We start from the raw sequence: 17,042 nt of genomic DNA, 5'->3' as shown, positions 1-17,042 counted from the left end.
CCGCAGGGTCGAGCCACGCCCACCCGCACCCCGTGCCCGTACGACGAAGGAGGCGGACGCCGCCGTCATGACCACCCTCGCAGAGATCCCCGGGCGCCCCGCCGCCTCCTCCCCCGCCCCGGACCGTGCGGACGCGGACGCCCTCGCACGGGCGCGACGCCTGGAAGCACGGCTCGGCGACCCCTACGACCCCGGCAACCCGCACGGGTTCGCCGCCCTGTTCGACGCCGACGCCCGCAGCACCCCGCCCGAGGCGACCGAGGCCCTGCTCACCGAGGCGGGGCTCGGCGCCGAGTTCGTGCCCACCGCGCTGGGCGGCCTGCTGACCCGCGCCGATCTGCTGGCCCGGGCCCTGCGGCCGGTGTTCCGGCGCGACCTGGGGCTCGGCATGGGCCACGGCCTCATCTCGCTGTTCGCGGCGGGCGCCGTGTGGGCGGCGGGGGACGAGCCGCAGCGCCGTGAGACCGCCCGGCTGCTGCTCGGCGGCGGCCGGATCGCGATCCTGCACCACGAACTCGCCCACGCCAACGCCATCCTGCGCCACGAGTTCACCGCCCGCCCGGCCCCCGGCGGCCGCCTGATCAGCGGCCGCAAGGACGTCATCCTCAACGCGTCCCGCGCCGACCTCCACGTCGTCTACGCCCGCACCGACGAGGCCCCCGGCCCGCGCAGCCACTCCGTCCTGCTGCTCGACCCGGCCGGACAGGACCCGGCCCACCTGCGCCACCTGCCCCGGGTGGAGAGCACCGGAATGCGCGGGGCCCTCTTCTCCGGCCTGGAGTTCGCCGAGCTGCCCGTGCCCGAGGACGCGCTCGTCGGCCACCCAGGCGACGGGGCCGGTATCGCCCTGCGCGCCTTCCAGGTGAACCGGAGCCTGATCTGCGGGCTCGTCACCGCCGCCGCCGGAACGGTCCTGCACTCCGCGGCGCGCGCCGCGACGGAGGGCCGCGCGAACGGGGTCGCCCGGCGCTGGCACAAGCCGCTCACCGGGGTCTTCGCCGACCTCCTGGCCTGCGACGCGATGTCCACCACCGTCCTGCGCGCCCTGAGCCTGCTCCCCGCGAGCGCCCACCTCTTCGCCGCCGCCGTCAAATACGTGGTGCCCGAACTGCTGCGGGAGAACCTGGAAGAGCTCGCCACGGTGCTCGGCGCCCGCGGCTACGACCACACGAGCCCCGCGTACGGGGCACTCGGCAAGCTCAGCCGCGACCTGCCCGTCGCCGGGCTCGGGCACGCCGGATCCGCCTCCTGCCAGTCGGTCCTGGTGCCCCAGCTGCGCGGCCTCGCCGAACGCTCCTGGTTCGCCGAACCCGAGCCGCCCGCCGAGCTGTTCACCCCGGGCGCCGCGCTGCCCCACCTGGACTACCGGCTCCTCGGCATCGCGGGCGGCGGCGACTTCATGGCCGCCTCGCTCGTCGCGACCGCCGAACGGCTCGCCCCGCTCCGCGAAGCCGGCGGGCACACCGGCGCGCTGGCCGGGCTCGCCGAGGCGTTCGCCACCGAGCTGCGCGGGCTGCGCGCCCAGTGCCGCCGCATTCCGGCCGGTCCCGACGCGCTCGCCGACCCGGCCGTCGTCCGGCTCAGCGACCGCTACAGCCGGATCGTCGGCGCCGCGGCCGTGCTCGCCGTCTGGGCGGGCCAGGACGGCACCGACCCGTTCCTCGCCGACCCCGCCTGGGCCGTGCTCGCCCTCACCCGGGCCGGGCAGCGCCTCGGCATCCCGGTGCCCGCCCTGCCCGACGGCGTCCAGGACCAGGTGCTCGCCGAGCTGATCCGCCGTCACGGCCAGGGGCTGGGCTACGACCTCGACGCGCTCCCGTACGAAGGCAGACCATGACGAGCATCCCCGCGCCCGGTGCCGGGCGGATCAGCGCACCCCTTCACGTCGCGGGGCCCGGCGCGCCCTGGCACCTGGTGCGCGAGGCCATGGACCGCCACGGCAACGCCGTCGTCCACACCACCTGGGGCGAGTGGCTGGGGGCGGCCGTCACCCACCCGGCGCTGCGGCAGCTGCTCGGCGGCGACTGGCAGCGCTACCGGCGCACCCAGGACCCGACCCTCCGCTACCGGTTCCTCGCCTCCCGCCTCGTCACCAAGTACACGGCGGCCGCCGCCCTGGGCACCGGACCGGCCGAACTCGACCTCGCGTACCGGATCGGTGGCCGGCCCTATCTGCGCAGCCTCGACCAGATCGACGTGAGCCTCACCCACACCGAGGACATGATCGCCGTCGGCATCAGCCGCAACGGCCGGATCGGCGTCGACGTCGAACCCGCCACCCGGCCCATGTCGTACGACCTGCTCCAGGGACACGTACTGACACCCGGCGAACGCGACACGCTGGAACACCTGCCGGAGGGGGAGCGGGCGGCGCGGCTGCTGCGGCTGTGGACGCTCAAGGAGGCGTACACCAAGGCGCTCGGGCAGGGGCTGCGGCTCGACTTCACCGAGTTCGGCTTCGCCGAGGGCGGCGGTGAACTGCTCGCGCCCGACGGCCGGCCCGCCGCCGACGGCGAATGGTCCTTCGACACCCACCGGGTCCTGGGCGGGCGGTACATGCTCAGCGTCGCCTGCCACGACACCGGCCTGTCCGGCTCCGCCGACACCACGGTCCGCACCATGCTCGACACCGGGTTCGCGGGGGCGGTCACCGAACTGCTCTGAATCGTGTCCCGCTCGGCCCCGCGTCCAGTCCCGCTGGAGGAGGACGCGGGGCCTTCGCATGCCCGCGTACGGTACGGACCCGGTCGCCTCCCCCGACGGAACCCTGCGGGACCACGGCGCCCCACCACCGGACCACCGCCGTGTCAGTGCCGTGTCGGTCCCGTGTGGGCGGGCCCTCGCATACTCGTTCCGCATTCGCCGACAGAGGGGAGGGAGGGGGTCTCCCGCATGCGCGTCGCAGCCGGTCCGCCGCGCTCCCGCATGCGTGCCCCGCAGGACGATGACGACCGATCACTCCTCGCACACCACCCCCGCCCGGGCCACCCCCGGCGGCCCGATGACCGTCGTCCTCGACCCCACCGGCCAGGACCCGGCCGCACCGCCCGTCCTGGAGCTGCGCGGCCCCGTGGACCCGCACCGCGTCGAGGCCGCACTCGACCGCCTGGCCCGGCTCGGTCCGCGCCCCGCCCCCGCCTGGCGGCCCAGCCTGGAACCCGCCGACGACGGACACCACACCCTGCGCCTGACCCCGGACGGGCCGCCGGCCACCGACGCCGCGCCCTTCCCCGCCGGGCTCCTCGCGGACCTGCTCACCGTCACGGAGAGCGGTCCCGGGCCCGCGCCCCGGATCGAGCCGACCCCGCTGCAACGCGAACTCCTCGCGGACGCGGACGCGCACCCCGGCACCGAGGGCTGGTGCGAACAGCTCGCGGTCACCTGGTACGGGCCGCTCGACCCGGAACGGCTCGCCGCCGCCTGGCAGTCCGTCGCCGAACGGGAGAGCGTGCTGCGGGCCGCCTTCGAGGAGGGGCCCGAGCCGTGGATCGTCTGCCACGAGGGCGCCGGGCCCGAAGTGCTGCGCTTCCCGCACGGCAGCGTGGACTGGCACGCGCTGGTCGAAGCCGACCGGCGCCGGGGGCTCGACCCGCGCCGCCCCGGACCGCTGCGCGTCACCTTCCTGGGCGGCGGCCCGGACGCGGCGGGCAGCACCCGCGTCCTGCTGAGCTTCCACCCCGCGCTCCTGGACGACTGGAGCGTGCGGCTGCTGCTGCACGAGTTCTACCGCGCCTACCTGGCGGGCGGTGAGCTGCCCGGCGGCGCCCGCCGCCCCGACCTCGGCGACTACACGCGCTGGCTCGCGGCCCAGGACACCGCCCCGGCCCGCGAGTTCTGGCGCGACACCCCGCCCGGCCCCGCCACGCTTCCGCCCGCGGGCGACGGCACCGGCCAGGTCCGCGCCCGGATCACGCCCGAGGAGAGCGAACGGCTCGCCGCGTGGGCGGGGAGCCTCGGCTGCCCGGAGAGCAGCGCCCTGCACGCCGTGTGGGCGCTGGCCCTCTACCGGGCCGGCGGCCACGAGGGCGCGGCCGACATCGGCTTCAGCGCGGCGGTCTCCGGCCGCGGCATCCTCCTCGACGGCGTCGAACGGCTGCCCGCCGCCCTGCGCAACCCGCTGCCGATGACCGCGGGCGTCAACCCGTACGCCCCGCTCGCCGAACTCCCGGCCCGCCTGCGGGACCAGGCCCTGGACATCGCCGGGTACGAGTGGGTGTCGCAGGGGCGCATCCGGTCCTGGACCCGCCCCGGCGGGTCCACCGCGCCCGGCTCCGCACCCGCCCCGGCCGCCGCCCCGCGCACCGGCAGCCTCGTCGTCTTCGAGAACCGGCCGCGCCCGCCCGGCGACCTCGCACCGGCGCTCGCCGCGCTGGGCGTCCGCGTCAGCACCCCCGAGACGCTGGGCGCGCGCACCGGATTCCCGCTCACGCTCGTCGCCCACCGGGACGACGAGGGGGGCCTCGTGCTCACCGCCACCTGTCTCGGCACGGGCCTCGCCCACGCCGAGGACCTGCTCACCAGGACCGCGCACGCCCTGCGCGAACTGCCGCGCACGGCAACGCCCGCGACGACGGTCGGCGGGGCGCTCGCGCTCCTCGCGGGACCGCCGGACCGGACACCGCGCGGACGGCCGGGCACCCGGCGCGGGGCCGCCCTCACCGAACTGCGCCCCGCCGCGCGGCCCGGCACCGGCACCGTCTGCCTGGTCCGGGCGCCGGGGACCCCGCTGTCCGCGCTGACCCGGGTCGCGTACGCCTACCGGGGACCGGAGGCCGTGGTGCTGCTGCGGCCGCCGCCGTACGCGGACGCCTCGGCCCCGGCCGCCGACGCCGTGGTGGGGGCGCTGACCGACCTCGGCGGCCCGCTCGTGCTCGGCGCGTTCTGCGGGGGCGGCGAGCGTGCCCACGCGCTCGCCGGGCAACTCGTCGCCGCCGGTTCCCGGCCGCCCGGAGTGGTCCTCACCGGCACCGCGACACCGGCCGGGGCCTTCGCTCACACCCTCGAAGCGGTGGTCCGCCGCATCCGGTGACCGCCGCGGTCACCGTCAACCGCCCCACCTCACACCTCAGGAGAGTCATGACGACACGTCTGTTCACCTCGGAGTCCGTGACCGAGGGACACCCCGACAAGATCGCCGACCAGATCAGCGACGCGATCCTGGACGCGCTCCTCGCACAGGACCCGGGCTCCCGCGTCGCGGTGGAGACCCTGATCACGACCGGACAGGTCCACATCGCGGGCGAGGTGACGACATCGGCGTACGCGGACGTGCCGGGCATCGTGCGCCAGGCCATCCTCGACATCGGCTACGACTCCTCCGCCAAGGGCTTCGACGGCACCTCCTGCGGGGTCTCCGTCTCCATCGGCGCGCAGTCCCCGGACATCGCGCAGGGCGTCGACACGGCGTACGAGAAGCGCGTCGACGGCTCCGGCGACGACACGCTCGACCAGCAGGGCGCTGGCGACCAGGGGCTCATGTTCGGCTACGCGTGCGACGAGACGCCGAGCCTGATGCCGCTCCCGATCGACCTGGCGCACCGGCTCTCGCGGCGCCTCACCGAGGTCCGCAAGAACGGCACCGTCCCCTACCTGCGCCCCGACGGCAAGACCCAGGTGACGATCGGATACCTGGGCAGCCGCCCGGTGCGCCTGGACACGGTCGTCGTCTCCAGCCAGCACGCCGCGGACATCGACCTCGACGGCCTGCTGGCCCCCGACATCCGCGAGCACGTCGTGGAGCACGTCCTGAACGAACTCGCCGACGAGGGCATCAAGCTGGAGACCGACGACTACCGGCTCCTGGTCAACCCGACCGGCCGCTTCGAGATCGGCGGCCCGATGGGCGACGCCGGTCTCACCGGCCGCAAGATCATCATCGACACGTACGGGGGCTACGCCCGGCACGGCGGCGGCGCCTTCTCCGGCAAGGACCCGTCGAAGGTGGACCGCTCGGCGGCGTACGCGACGCGCTGGGTCGCCAAGAACGTCGTCGCCGCCGGACTCGCCACCCGCTGCGAGGTCCAGGTCGCCTACGCGATCGGCAAGGCGGAGCCGGTCGGCCTCTTCGTGGAGACCTTCGGCACCGCGAAGGTCGCGCAGGCCCGGATCGAGAGCGCCATCCGCGAGGTCTTCGACCTGCGCCCGGCCGCCGTCATCCGCGACCTGGACCTGCTGCGCCCCATCTACCGGCAGACCGCCGCCTACGGGCACTTCGGCCGCGAGCTGCCCGACTTCACCTGGGAGCGCACCGACCGCGTCGAGCAGCTCAAGGCCGCCGCCGGTCTCTGACAGCATCCACCGGCCCAGTTGACAGGGACAGGAGTTCCCATGCGTATCGCGGTGACAGGCTCCATCGCCACCGACCACCTGATGGTCTTCCCGGGCCGGTTCGCGGACCAGCTCATCGCCGACCAGCTCGCCCATGTGTCGCTCTCGTTCCTCGTGGACGACCTGGAGGTGCGGCGCGGCGGAGTGGCGGCCAACATCGCCTTCGGGCTCGGCTCGCTCGGACTGGATCCGCTGCTGGTCGGCGCCGTCGGCAGCGACTTCGCCACGTACGAGGTGTGGCTCAAGGAGCACGGTGTCGACACCGGTGCGGTGCGCGTGAGCGACGAGCGGCAGACCGCCCGTTTCTCGTGCATCACCGACCAGGACGACAACCAGATCGCGGCGTTCTACGCGGGCGCCATGGCGGAGGCCCGGGAGATCGACCTGACGGCGGAGGCGGCCCGGGCCGACGGCGTCGGCTTCGTCCTCGTCGCCCCCGACGACCCGGCCGCCATGCTGCGGCACACCGCGGCCTGCCGGACCCTCGGCGTCCCCTTCGCCGCCGACCCCTCGCAGCAGCTCGCCCGCCTCAGCGGTGACGAGGTGCGCGAGCTGGTCGACGGCGCCCGGTGGCTGTTCACCAACGAGTACGAGGCGGCCCTCCTGCTGGAACGCGCCTCCTGGGACCGCGACGACGTGCTGGGCCGCGTCGGCACCTGGGTCACCACGCTCGGCGCGCGGGGCGTCCGCATCGAGAGCGCCGGCGCCCCCGCCCTGACCGTGCCGGGCATCTCGGGCGTCGAGACGGCCGACCCGACCGGGGTGGGCGACGCGTTCCGCGCGGGCTTCCTCGCCGCGACGGTCCGGGGCGCCGCCCCGGAGCAGGCGGCGCGCCTCGGCTGCGCGGTCGCCTCACTGGCGCTGGCCGCGGTGGGGTCGCAGGCGTACGAGCCGGAGGCCGGGCGGCTGCTGGACATCCTGCGGCGCCAGTACGGCTCCGAGGCGGCGGCCGAACTCGCCCCCGTCCTGGGCGGTGCGTCATGACCGCGGGGGAGCGGGTCGCCGCGCTCCGGGACGCGCTCGCCACCCGCGTGGTGGTGGCCGACGGCGCGATGGGCACCATGCTCCAGGCCCAGGACCCGACCCTTGAGGACTTCCAGCAGCTGGAAGGGTGCAACGAAGTCCTCAACGTGACCCGCCCCGACATCGTGCGCTCGGTCCACGACGCGTACTTCGCCGTGGGCGTGGACTGTGTCGAGACGAACACCTTCGGGGCGAACCACGCCGCGCTCGGCGAGTACGACATCCCCGAGCGGGTCCACGAGCTGTCGGAGGCCGGTGCGCGCATCGCCCGGGAGGCCGCCGACGCGTTCACCGCGTCCACCGGCGAACAGCGGTGGGTCCTCGGCTCCATGGGCCCGGGCACCAAGCTGCCCTCGCTCGGTCACATCCGGTACGCCACGATCCGGGACGGCTTCCAGGCGAACGCCGAGGGGCTGCTCGCCGGGGGTGCCGACGCGCTGATCGTGGAGACGACGCAGGACCTCCTCCAGACGAAGGCCGGTCTGGTCGGCGCGCGCCGCGCGATGGACGCGACGGGGGTGCGGGTCCCGCTGATCTGCTCGCTCGCCTTCGAGACGACCGGGACGATGCTCCTGGGTTCGGACATCGGCGCGGCGCTCACGGTCCTGGAGCCGCTGGGCATCGACCTCATCGGCCTGAACTGCTCGACCGGTCCGGCCGAGATGACCGAGCACCTGCGCCACCTGGCCCGCCACTCGGGGACCCCGCTGATGTGCATGCCCAACGCGGGTCTGCCGGTGCTGGGCGCGGACGGCGCCTACTTCCCGCTCGGGCCCGACGGCCTGGCGGACGCGCAGCAGGCGTTCGTACGGGACTACGCCCTGTCGCTGGTCGGCGGCTGCTGCGGGACGACGCCGGACCACCTGCGGGCGGTCGTGGAGCGGGTACGCGGCAGCGTGCCGCCGGACCGCGTCCCGCAGCCGGAGCCGGGCGCCGCCTCGCTCTACCAGACGGTGCCGTTCCGTCAGGACACGGCGTATCTGGCGATCGGTGAGCGTACGAACGCCAACGGGTCGAAGAAGTTCCGGGAGGCCATGCTCGAAGGCCGCTGGGACGACTGCGTGGAGATGGCCCGGGAACAGGTCCGCGAGGGCGCGCACATGCTCGACCTGTGCGTGGACTACGTGGGCCGCGACGGGGTCGCCGACATGGACGAGCTCGCGGGGCGTCTGGGGACCGCGTCGACCCTGCCGATCGTGCTGGACTCCACCGAGGTGGACGTGCTGCGCACCGGCCTGGAACGGCTGGGCGGGCGGGCCGTCGTCAACTCGGTCAACTACGAGGATGGCGACGGTCCGGAGTCCCGCTTCGCGAAGGTCACCCAGCTGGCCGCCGAGCACGGCGCCGCGCTGATCGCGCTGACCATCGACGAGGAGGGCCAGGCCCGTACCGTCGAGCACAAGGTGGCCATCGCCGAGCGCCTGATCACCGATCTGACCGGCACCTGGGGCATCCGCGAGTCGGACATCCTCATCGACACCCTGACGTTCACCATCTGCACGGGGCAGGAGGAGTCCCGCAAGGACGGGATCGCCACCATCGGGGCGATCCGCGAGCTGAAGAAGCGCCACCCGGACGTGCAGACGACCCTGGGCCTGTCGAACATCTCCTTCGGCCTCAACCCGGCCGCGCGTGTCGTGCTGAACTCGGTCTTCCTGGACGAGTGCGTGAAGGCGGGCCTGGACTCGGCGATCGTGCACGCGTCGAAGATCCTGCCGATCGCGCGGCTCGAGGAGGAGCAGGTCAAGGTCGCCCTCGACCTGATCTACGACCGGCGCGCCGAGGGCTATGACCCCTTGCAGAAGCTCATGGAGCTGTTCGAGGGCGTCAACATGAAGTCCCTCAAGGAGGGCAGGGCCGAGGAGCTGGCCGCTCTGCCGCTGGACGAGCGTCTTCAGCGCCGCATCATCGACGGCGAGAAGAACGGCCTGGAGGACGACCTCTCCGAGGCGCTGACCACCCGCAAGGCCCTGGACATCGTCAACGACACGCTGTTGGAGGGCATGAAGGTCGTCGGCGAGCTCTTCGGCTCCGGCCAGATGCAGCTGCCGTTCGTCCTCCAGTCCGCCGAGGTCATGAAGGCCGCGGTGGCGTATCTGGAACCGCACATGGAGCGGGCCGAGGGCGAGGAGGGCAAGGGCACCATCGTGCTGGCCACCGTCCGCGGCGACGTCCACGACATCGGCAAGAACCTGGTCGACATCATCCTCTCCAACAACGGCTACAACGTCGTCAACCTGGGCATCAAGCAGCCCGTTTCGGCCATCCTCGACGCGGCGGTCGAGCACAAGGCGGACGTCATCGGGATGTCGGGACTGCTGGTCAAGTCCACGGTGATCATGAAGGAGAACCTGGAGGAGCTGAACCAGCGCAAGCTGGCCGCCGACTACCCGGTCATCCTCGGCGGCGCCGCTCTGACCCGCGCCTACGTCGAGCAGGATCTGCACGAGCTGTACGAGGGCGAGGTGCGCTACGCGCGCGACGCCTTCGAGGGCCTGCGCCTCATGGACGCGCTCATCGCCGTCAAGCGCGGCGTCCCCGGCGCCACCCTGCCCCCGCTCAAGCAGCGCCGCGTACCGCTGAGGGAGCCGCAGTTCGAGGAGCCGGTGAACGTCGGCCGGTCGGACGTCGCCGTGGACAACCCCGTCCCCGCCCCGCCGTTCTGGGGCAGCCGGGTCGTCAAGGGCATCCCGCACAAGGAGTACACCTCCTGGCTGGACGAGGCCGCCCTGTTCAAGGGCCAGTGGGGGCTGAAGGGCGACACGATCGAGGCGGAGGGCCGGCCGAGGCTGCGGATGTGGCTGGACCGGCTGCGTACGGAGAACCTGCTCGAAGCGGCCGTCGTGCACGGCTACTTCCCGTGCGTGTCCAAGGGCGACGACCTGATCATCCTGGACGAGAACGGGCACGAACGGACCCGGTTCACCTTCCCCCGCCAGTCGCGCGGCCGCCACCTGTGCCTGGCGGACTTCTTCCGGCCGGAGGAGTCCGGTGAGACGGACGTCGTCGGGCTCCAGATCGTGACCGTCGGCTCGAAGATCGGCGAGGCCACCGCGGAGCTCTTCGCCTCCGGCTCGTACCGCGACTACCTCGAACTCCACGGCCTCTCCGTGCAGCTGGCGGAGGCGCTGGCCGAGTACTGGCACGCGCGCGTCCGCGCCGGACTCGGGATCGCCGACCGCGAACCCGACGGCCTGGACGGCATGCTGCGCACCGAGTACCAGGGCTGCCGCTACTCGCTGGGCTACCCGGCCTGCCCCGACCTGGAGGACCGCGCCAAGATCGCGGACCTGCTGCGGCCGGAGCGGATCGGGGTGCACCTGTCCGAGGAGTTCCAGCTCCACCCGGAGCAGTCCACCGACGCCATCGTCGTCCACCACCCCGAGGCCTCGTACTTCAACGCGGGCCGGGCCGGGGGTGGCCGGTGATGGGCCCGGTCGCGGACCGTCCGACGTACTCCTTCGAGTTCTTCCCGCCCCGCACCGCCCAGGGCGAGCGGACCCTGTGGCAGGCCATCCGCCGCCTGGAGCCGCTGGGCCCCGACTTCGTGTCCGTCACCTACGGCGCGGGCGGGTCGTCCAGGGACCGCACCATCGAGGTCACGAAGCGCCTGGTGACCGAGACGACCCTGCGGCCCGTCGCGCACCTGACCGCCGTAGGGCACTCGGTGGCCGAGCTGCGGCACATCATCGGCCAGTACGCGGACGCCGGGGTGCGGGACGTCCTGGTCCTGCGGGGCGACCCGCCCGGCGACCCCAAGGGGGAGTGGACCGCGCATCCGGACGGCTTCCACCACGCCTACCAGCTGGTCGAACTGGTCCGTTCGCTGGGGGACTTCACCATCGGTGTCGCCGCCTTCCCCGAGCGGCACCCGCGCTCGGCCGACTGGGACAGCGACATCCGGCACTTCGTCGCCAAGTGCCGCGCCGGCGCCGACTACGCCATCACGCAGATGTTCTTCGACGTGGAGGACTATCTGCGGCTGCGGGACCGGGTGGCGGCGGCCGGCTGCACCACCCCGATCATCCCGGAGATCATGCCGGCCACCGACGTCCGGCAGATCCGCCGCTTTGCGGAACTCTCCGACGCAGCTTTCCCCGAGGACCTGGCCCACCGCCTGGAAGCCGCGCAGCACCGGCCCGACATCGCGTACGAGATCGGCGTGGCCCACGCGACGCTGATGGCCGACCGGCTGCTCGCCGAAGGCGCGCCCGGGCTGCACTACATCACGCTGAACAAGTCGACGGCGACCCTCGACATCCACCGCAACGTCATGAGCACTAGGAGCCTCCATGCCAGTTGAGACCATCGATTTCAAGGTCGCCGACCTCTCCCTCGCCGCTTTCGGGCGCAAGGAGATCACCCTGGCCGAGCACGAGATGCCCGGCCTGATGTCGATCCGCAAGGAGTACGCCGCAGCGCAGCCGCTGGCCGGTGCCCGCATCACCGGTTCGCTGCACATGACCGTGCAGACGGCGGTGCTGATCGAGACGCTGGTCGCGCTGGGTGCGCAGGTGCGCTGGGCGTCCTGCAACATCTTCTCGACCCAGGACCACGCGGCCGCCGCGATCGCGGTCGGTCCGAAGGGCACCCCCGAGGCGCCGGCGGGTGTGCCGGTGTTCGCCTGGAAGGGTGAGTCGCTGGAGGAGTACTGGTGGTGCACGGAGCAGGCGCTGACCTGGCCGAACACGCCGACCGGTGGTCCGAACATGATCCTGGACGACGGTGGTGACGCCACGCTCCTGGTGCACAAGGGCGTCGAGTTCGAGAAGGCGGGTGCGGCTCCGGATCCGGCGACGGCGGACAGTGAGGAGTACGCGTACATCCTGACGCTGCTGAACCGCACGCTCGGAGAGTCGCCGCAGAAGTGGACGCAGCTGGCCTCCGAGATCCGTGGCGTCACGGAGGAGACCACGACCGGTGTCCACCGCCTGTACGAGATGCACCGCGACGGAAGCCTGTTGTTCCCGGCGATCAATGTGAACGACGCGGTGACGAAGTCGAAGTTCGACAACAAGTACGGCTGCCGCCACTCGCTGGTGGACGGCATCAACCGCGCCACCGACGTGCTGATCGGCGGCAAGACCGCCGTGGTCTGCGGTTACGGCGATGTGGGCAAGGGCTGTGCGGAGTCGCTGCGCGGCCAGGGTGCCCGGGTGATCATCACGGAGATCGACCCGATCTGCGCGTTGCAGGCGGCGATGGACGGCTACCAGGTCGCCACGCTCGATGACGTGGTGGAGCAGGCCGACATCTTCGTCACGACGACGGGCAACAAGGACATCATCATGGCCTCGGACATGGCCAGGATGAAGCACCAGGCCATCGTCGGGAACATCGGTCACTTCGACAACGAGATCGACATGGCCGGTCTGGCGAGGATCGACGGCATCGTCAAGGACGAGGTCAAGCCGCAGGTCCACACCTGGACGTTCCCGGAGGGCAAGGTCCTCATCGTGCTCTCCGAGGGGCGTCTGCTGAACCTGGGCAACGCGACCGGCCACCCGTCGTTCGTGATGTCCAACTCGTTCGCGGACCAGACGCTGGCCCAGATCGAGCTGTTCACGAAGCCGGAGGAGTACCCGACCGACGTCTACGTGCTGCCCAAGCACCTGGACGAGAAGGTCGCCCGTCTCCACCTCGACGCCCTCGGCGTCAAGCTGACGACCCTTCGCCCGGAGCAGGCTTCGTACATCGGAGTCGAGGTCGACGGCCCGTACAAGCCCGATCACTACCGCTACTGACCCCCACAGCCGTACGAGGTGATCGCCCAGAGACCCCCTGGAGAACCGCTAGAGACGAGGCCCGGTGACGTGGCTCGTGCGGCGAGGGGCTGCCTACGCTGCGGATGAAGGCCGTACCCGACGGTCCTTCCGCAGTCACCCCCCACCGGAGAGCGCCGCCACCGCCGCCACCGTGCGGACCCCCATGACCCTCCGCACGCGCCCACTCCCTCATGACGAGTAACGACGAGCACCACACCACCACGCAGGCCACGACAGACGGGACGAACATGACGAACACGACCCTAGTGATCGGCGGCACGGGCAAGACCGGGCGGCGGGTCGCCGATCGGCTGTCCGCCAAAGGGCTCCCCGTACGCATCGGATCGCGCTCCGGCACGCCCCCCTTCGTCTGGGAGGACCCCGCGACCTGGGACGCCGCCCTCGACGGGGTGAGCGCCGTCTACATCACCTACTACCCCGACCTCGCCTTCCCGGGGGCCGCCGAGACCGTCGGCGCGTTCGCGAAGGCCGCCGTCGCCAAGGGGGCGCGCCGCCTGGTGCTGCTGTCCGGGCGCGGCGAGGAGGGCGCGGTCATCAGCGAGGACAAGGTGAAGGAGTCGGGCGCGGACTGGACCGTCGTCCGCGCCAGCTGGTTCAACCAGAACTTCAGCGAGAGCTTCTTCCACGACCTGGTCATGGCCGGCGAGATCGTCCTGCCGACCGGGGACGCGGTGGAGCCCTTCGTGGACGCCGACGACATCGCGGACGTCGCCGTCGCCGCGCTCACCGACGACAAGCACATCGGCAAGACGTACGAGCTGTCCGGCCCGCGTCTGCTCAGCTTCGGCGACATCGCCCAGGAGCTGGGCAAGGCGACCGGCCGCACCATCACGTACATCCCCGTCAGCGTGGACGAGTACCGCCAGGCCCTGGCGGAGAACGGGCTGCCCGTCGAGTTCGCCGACCTGTTCGGGCTGATCCTCGACGGCCGCAACGCCCACCTCGTGCACGGGGTCGAGGAGGCCACCGGCCGCAAGCCGAAGGACTTCGCCGACTTCGCCCGGGACGCCGCCGCCAGCGGTGTCTGGAACGCCTGACCGACACCGGGACCCGTGGGACGGGCGGCCGCACCACCGCGGCCGCCCGTCCCTGTCCCCGTACCCCCTCGTGTGAGGAGGCACCATGACCGGTACCGAACCGATGACGAGCGAACACCTCCCGTCGCTGCCCGGGCACTTCCACGGATTCGCGCTGATGCACATCGCGATGCGCCGCGACGCCGCCCGCCTCGTGGCCGTCGCACGCTCCGGGCCCGGCGCCCGCACCGGCGGAACGGTCACCTGGTGGCACAGCCTGCGCGAGGTGATCGACTGGCACCACCACAGCGAGGACGCCGTCCTCTGGCCCGAACTCCGGAGCGCCGTCCCCGGCTTCGCACAGGCCGCCGATGCCATCGACGGCGACCACCAGCGCCTCGACGCGGCGATGGACGCCGTCGACGCCGCGCTCCGCCCGGGCGCCGACCCCGGGGCGCTGCGCCCCGCGGCCGACGCCTTCGCCGCCGTCCTGCGCGACCACCTCGCCGCCGAGGAGCGCATCGCCTTCCCCGCCTTCACCGCGCTCGGCGCCTCGCGCTACGCGTCCGTGGAACGGCGGTTGCTGCGGACCGCGCCGCCCGGTGTGCTCGCCCGCCTCCAGCCCTGGATGTTCGACGGGGCGGACCCGGCCTCCGCGGCCCACGTCGCCGCCACCATCCCGCCACCGGTACGGCTGCTCGGCCGGACGGTGCTGCGCCGCCGCTACGAACGCCTGCTCGCCCCCGTACTGCGCACCGCCGAGGAGAAGCCATGACCGCCATCGCGCCGACCACCTCCCTCCCGGCCCGGCCGGGCGGACGCACCGAAGCCTCGCTGTACGCGGCCACCATCGCGATGGGGCTGAGCGCGGGGCTGTACTTCGCGTTCGACGTGTCCGTCATGCCCGGGCTCGACCGCACCGACGACGCGGCCTTCGCGAGCGCCATGGGCCACATCAACGACGCCATCGAGAACGGGTTCTTCGGGCTCGTCTTCTTCGGCGCGTTCCTGGCCACCGGGGTCTCCGGCGTCTCCCTGCGCCGCCTCGGCCACACCCGCGCCGCCCGCTGGACCTGGGCCGCCCTCGCCCTCTACTCGGCGGCCGTCGCCGTCACGATGAAGGTCAACATCCCCCTCAACCGCCGGCTCGCCCAGCTGACCGCGGAGGCGTCGGGCCCCGAACTCGCCCTGATCCGCGACCGCTTCCGCGGCGCCTGGACCCCGGCCAACGCCGCCCGCACCCTGGCCTGCACGGCAGCCCTGGCGTGCCTGGGCCGCGCGCTCACGCTGCGGGCCCGCGGCTGACACGTGCGGGCTGCTTCAGCGCCTGTACGGTCCGGTTGCGGCCGATATGAATCCCGGTGGTCCGCGTCGCGTAAGCGCCTGGTCGCGGAGGGAAGAACCGGCGGAGGTGTTGGCGTTCGTCGCTGCCCACCGGGAGTTGGGGCCAGCGGACTCGGTGGCTGAAGTGCTTACATTGCGTCTGGACGGGGGCAACGGCACCGAGAGTCGGCGGCATCCGCCCCGGCGGCGTCGCCATCAACATCCACAGGGGACATCGGTCCGGCCGGTGCTGTCCGTCAGGCGGGTGGGCCGGGGCCGAGAAGTCGGATGCCGGGGGACGAGCTGAGCAGGAGGCCGAGGAGGCCCCGGTGACGAGGGGAGCGGAGCATGGCGACACCTACGCCCGATGAGCTGGCATCGGAGGCTTTTGTAGCGGCGGTTGGCGAGGCGGTGCAGACGTCGGTGATGGTTTATCGACTGGTCATGGCCATTGCGGACGCGGTGCGGCGGGAGCAGCAGAAGAAGGCGGGGCGGGAGTCCGAACTGACGGTTGCTGAGAAGGCGTCGGTGGAGGCGCAGGAGGAGATGAGGAGGTTCCTGCCGCCGGACATCGACACGGCACTCGTTGAGGGAGGGGACTGGCCGCAGCTCGCACAGCAGCTCATGGCGCTGCGTGATGCGGGGGTGGACCTGGAGGCCATGCTCCCGCGCTTGGGCGAGATCACGGTGACGGTGCGCGAGGCGGTCGTGGCGAACGTCCAGCGCATTGCCCGTGAGGGCACCGATCCATGGGCTGCGATGCTACGGGTGACGATGCCGGCGGGCCCGGTGCGCGAGGCGATTCTCGCCTCTCCGGCGTGGCCGGAAATGGCGGCGACGATGGCGAAGCTGCACGAGCGCGGCGTCGACGTCCGGGCGATCCTTTCCTCCGCGTACGAGGAGGGCACGGGCGTCGACCAGGCCGTGGGCAAAGTCCTCGCGGCCGCTTCGGTGCCGACGACGAGCTGGGACGCGATGCTTTCGTACGGCCCGCTGACGACCGGCTTGGAAATTCCCAAGGACCTGGATCTGTCCGACCGGGAGCGCGCCCTTCGGCAGCTGGCCATCGCACCGTCGGAGAACGGGCGCTTCGCACGGATGGTGCGTGAGGCGATGCCGGGCATGGAGCGCGAGGCGGACCTGCTGGTCGCCTCCCGGCAGTGGCCCCTGATTGCCGCACGGATGGCCCACACGGAGCAGGAGGGCAGTCTGGTCGAGACGTACCTGGTGCGTCTGCGGGAGGAGCCGTCGTGGCGGGAGGGGGACCGGAGCCCGCTGAGCGGGCGGTTGGTCCGTGCTGCTACCGATGCCCTGCGGAAGCCGCTTGGTCCGGCGACGAAGTCGCGGGTTGCGGTGAACACGACAGCGGCTCGGGCGACATCGACCAGCGGCGGCCCTAAGCCGGCGAAGGCAACTGCGCCTGCCGTGGCTGCGGCAAGCACTCGCGGTCAGACTACCGGTCCCGCACGGGGCAAAAAGAAGTAGTCGGCGGTCCGTATGCCTGACCCGGCGGGGGTACACGGAGGGCCGTGCGCTGTCTGTCGAGCGGCGTCTTCTGCGGTGGACG

The 17,042-nt window shown here is 72.7% G+C and carries 12 protein-coding genes; all 12 read left to right on the top strand.

What is annotated here, in order from left to right; genetic code table 11:
* Positions 1 to 67 precede the first annotated feature (67 nt).
* The 12 genes from AMK18_RS33525 to AMK18_RS33470 all read left to right on the top strand — a co-directional run bounded on the left by AMK18_RS33525 (position 68) and on the right by AMK18_RS33470 (position 16,960).
* Positions 68 to 1,837, top strand: coding sequence for an acyl-CoA dehydrogenase (locus AMK18_RS33525; RefSeq protein WP_073865793.1), 1,770 nt, complete (start codon positions 68 to 70; stop codon positions 1,835 to 1,837).
* Complete coding sequence (locus AMK18_RS33520) at positions 1,834 to 2,664, top strand: 4'-phosphopantetheinyl transferase family protein (RefSeq protein ID WP_018106303.1); 831 nt, start codon at positions 1,834 to 1,836, stop codon at positions 2,662 to 2,664. The genes AMK18_RS33525 and AMK18_RS33520 overlap by 4 nt, the downstream gene beginning before the upstream one ends.
* Positions 2,665 to 2,944: 280 nt before the next feature.
* Positions 2,945 to 5,029: a condensation domain-containing protein gene (locus AMK18_RS33515; protein ID WP_073865792.1), complete on the top strand. Its 2,085-nt coding sequence runs from the start codon at positions 2,945 to 2,947 to the stop codon at positions 5,027 to 5,029.
* Between the two features lie 47 nt (positions 5,030 to 5,076).
* Positions 5,077 to 6,288: a methionine adenosyltransferase gene (metK, locus tag AMK18_RS33510; protein ID WP_018106341.1), complete on the top strand. Its 1,212-nt coding sequence runs from the start codon at positions 5,077 to 5,079 to the stop codon at positions 6,286 to 6,288.
* Between the two features lie 39 nt (positions 6,289 to 6,327).
* Entirely contained in the window at positions 6,328 to 7,311 is a 984-nt protein-coding gene (locus AMK18_RS33505) for a carbohydrate kinase family protein (RefSeq protein WP_073865791.1), read from the top strand.
* Complete coding sequence (gene metH / locus AMK18_RS33500) at positions 7,308 to 10,778, top strand: methionine synthase (protein ID WP_073865790.1); 3,471 nt, start codon at positions 7,308 to 7,310, stop codon at positions 10,776 to 10,778. Before AMK18_RS33505 ends, metH begins: the two co-directional genes overlap by 4 nt.
* Positions 10,778 to 11,653, top strand: a complete 876-nt coding sequence (gene metF, locus AMK18_RS33495; protein ID WP_073865789.1) for a methylenetetrahydrofolate reductase [NAD(P)H] — start codon at positions 10,778 to 10,780, stop codon at positions 11,651 to 11,653. Before metH ends, metF begins: the two co-directional genes overlap by 1 nt.
* The gene (gene ahcY, locus AMK18_RS33490) at positions 11,643 to 13,094 is read left to right on the top strand and encodes an adenosylhomocysteinase (RefSeq protein ID WP_073865788.1); all 1,452 of its coding nucleotides are present in this window, start codon (positions 11,643 to 11,645) and stop codon (positions 13,092 to 13,094) included. Before metF ends, ahcY begins: the two co-directional genes overlap by 11 nt.
* A 269-nt stretch (positions 13,095 to 13,363) precedes the next feature.
* Positions 13,364 to 14,173, top strand: a complete 810-nt coding sequence (locus AMK18_RS33485) for an NmrA family NAD(P)-binding protein (RefSeq protein WP_198957127.1) — start codon at positions 13,364 to 13,366, stop codon at positions 14,171 to 14,173.
* An 85-nt stretch (positions 14,174 to 14,258) separates the two neighbouring features.
* Complete coding sequence (locus tag AMK18_RS33480; RefSeq protein WP_073865787.1) at positions 14,259 to 14,927, top strand: hemerythrin domain-containing protein; 669 nt, start codon at positions 14,259 to 14,261, stop codon at positions 14,925 to 14,927.
* Entirely contained in the window at positions 14,924 to 15,457 is a 534-nt protein-coding gene (locus AMK18_RS33475) for an anthrone oxygenase family protein (RefSeq protein ID WP_018105953.1), read from the top strand. The genes AMK18_RS33480 and AMK18_RS33475 overlap by 4 nt, the downstream gene beginning before the upstream one ends.
* Before the next feature lie 366 nt (positions 15,458 to 15,823).
* On the top strand, positions 15,824 to 16,960 hold the full coding sequence (locus AMK18_RS33470; RefSeq protein WP_079199395.1) for a hypothetical protein: 1,137 nt from the start codon (positions 15,824 to 15,826) through the stop codon (positions 16,958 to 16,960).
* Positions 16,961 to 17,042 lie beyond the last annotated feature (82 nt).

Origin of the sequence: Streptomyces sp. CB01249, from assembly GCF_001905735.1 — a bacterium.
Lineage (GTDB): Bacteria > Actinomycetota > Actinomycetes > Streptomycetales > Streptomycetaceae > Streptomyces.
Note: the sequence above shows the minus strand (reverse complement) of the source record. Positions and strands in the feature narration are given on the sequence as shown.

Excerpts from the sequence above, each read along its gene's own strand:
- AMK18_RS33525 (WP_073865793.1), top strand. The coding sequence starts at position 68 with ATGACCACCCTCGCAGAGATCCCCGGGCGCCCCGCCGCCTCCTCCCCC.
- AMK18_RS33520 (WP_018106303.1), top strand. The coding sequence starts at position 1,834 with ATGACGAGCATCCCCGCGCCCGGTGCCGGGCGGATCAGCGCACCCCTT.
- AMK18_RS33515 (WP_073865792.1), top strand. The coding sequence starts at position 2,945 with ATGACGACCGATCACTCCTCGCACACCACCCCCGCCCGGGCCACCCCC.
- metK (WP_018106341.1), top strand. The coding sequence starts at position 5,077 with ATGACGACACGTCTGTTCACCTCGGAGTCCGTGACCGAGGGACACCCC.
- AMK18_RS33505 (WP_073865791.1), top strand. The coding sequence starts at position 6,328 with ATGCGTATCGCGGTGACAGGCTCCATCGCCACCGACCACCTGATGGTC.
- metH (WP_073865790.1), top strand. The coding sequence starts at position 7,308 with ATGACCGCGGGGGAGCGGGTCGCCGCGCTCCGGGACGCGCTCGCCACC.
- metF (WP_073865789.1), top strand. The coding sequence starts at position 10,778 with ATGGGCCCGGTCGCGGACCGTCCGACGTACTCCTTCGAGTTCTTCCCG.
- ahcY (WP_073865788.1), top strand. The coding sequence starts at position 11,643 with ATGCCAGTTGAGACCATCGATTTCAAGGTCGCCGACCTCTCCCTCGCC.
- AMK18_RS33485 (WP_198957127.1), top strand. The coding sequence starts at position 13,364 with ATGACGAACACGACCCTAGTGATCGGCGGCACGGGCAAGACCGGGCGG.
- AMK18_RS33480 (WP_073865787.1), top strand. The coding sequence starts at position 14,259 with ATGACCGGTACCGAACCGATGACGAGCGAACACCTCCCGTCGCTGCCC.
- AMK18_RS33475 (WP_018105953.1), top strand. The coding sequence starts at position 14,924 with ATGACCGCCATCGCGCCGACCACCTCCCTCCCGGCCCGGCCGGGCGGA.
- AMK18_RS33470 (WP_079199395.1), top strand. The coding sequence starts at position 15,824 with ATGGCGACACCTACGCCCGATGAGCTGGCATCGGAGGCTTTTGTAGCG.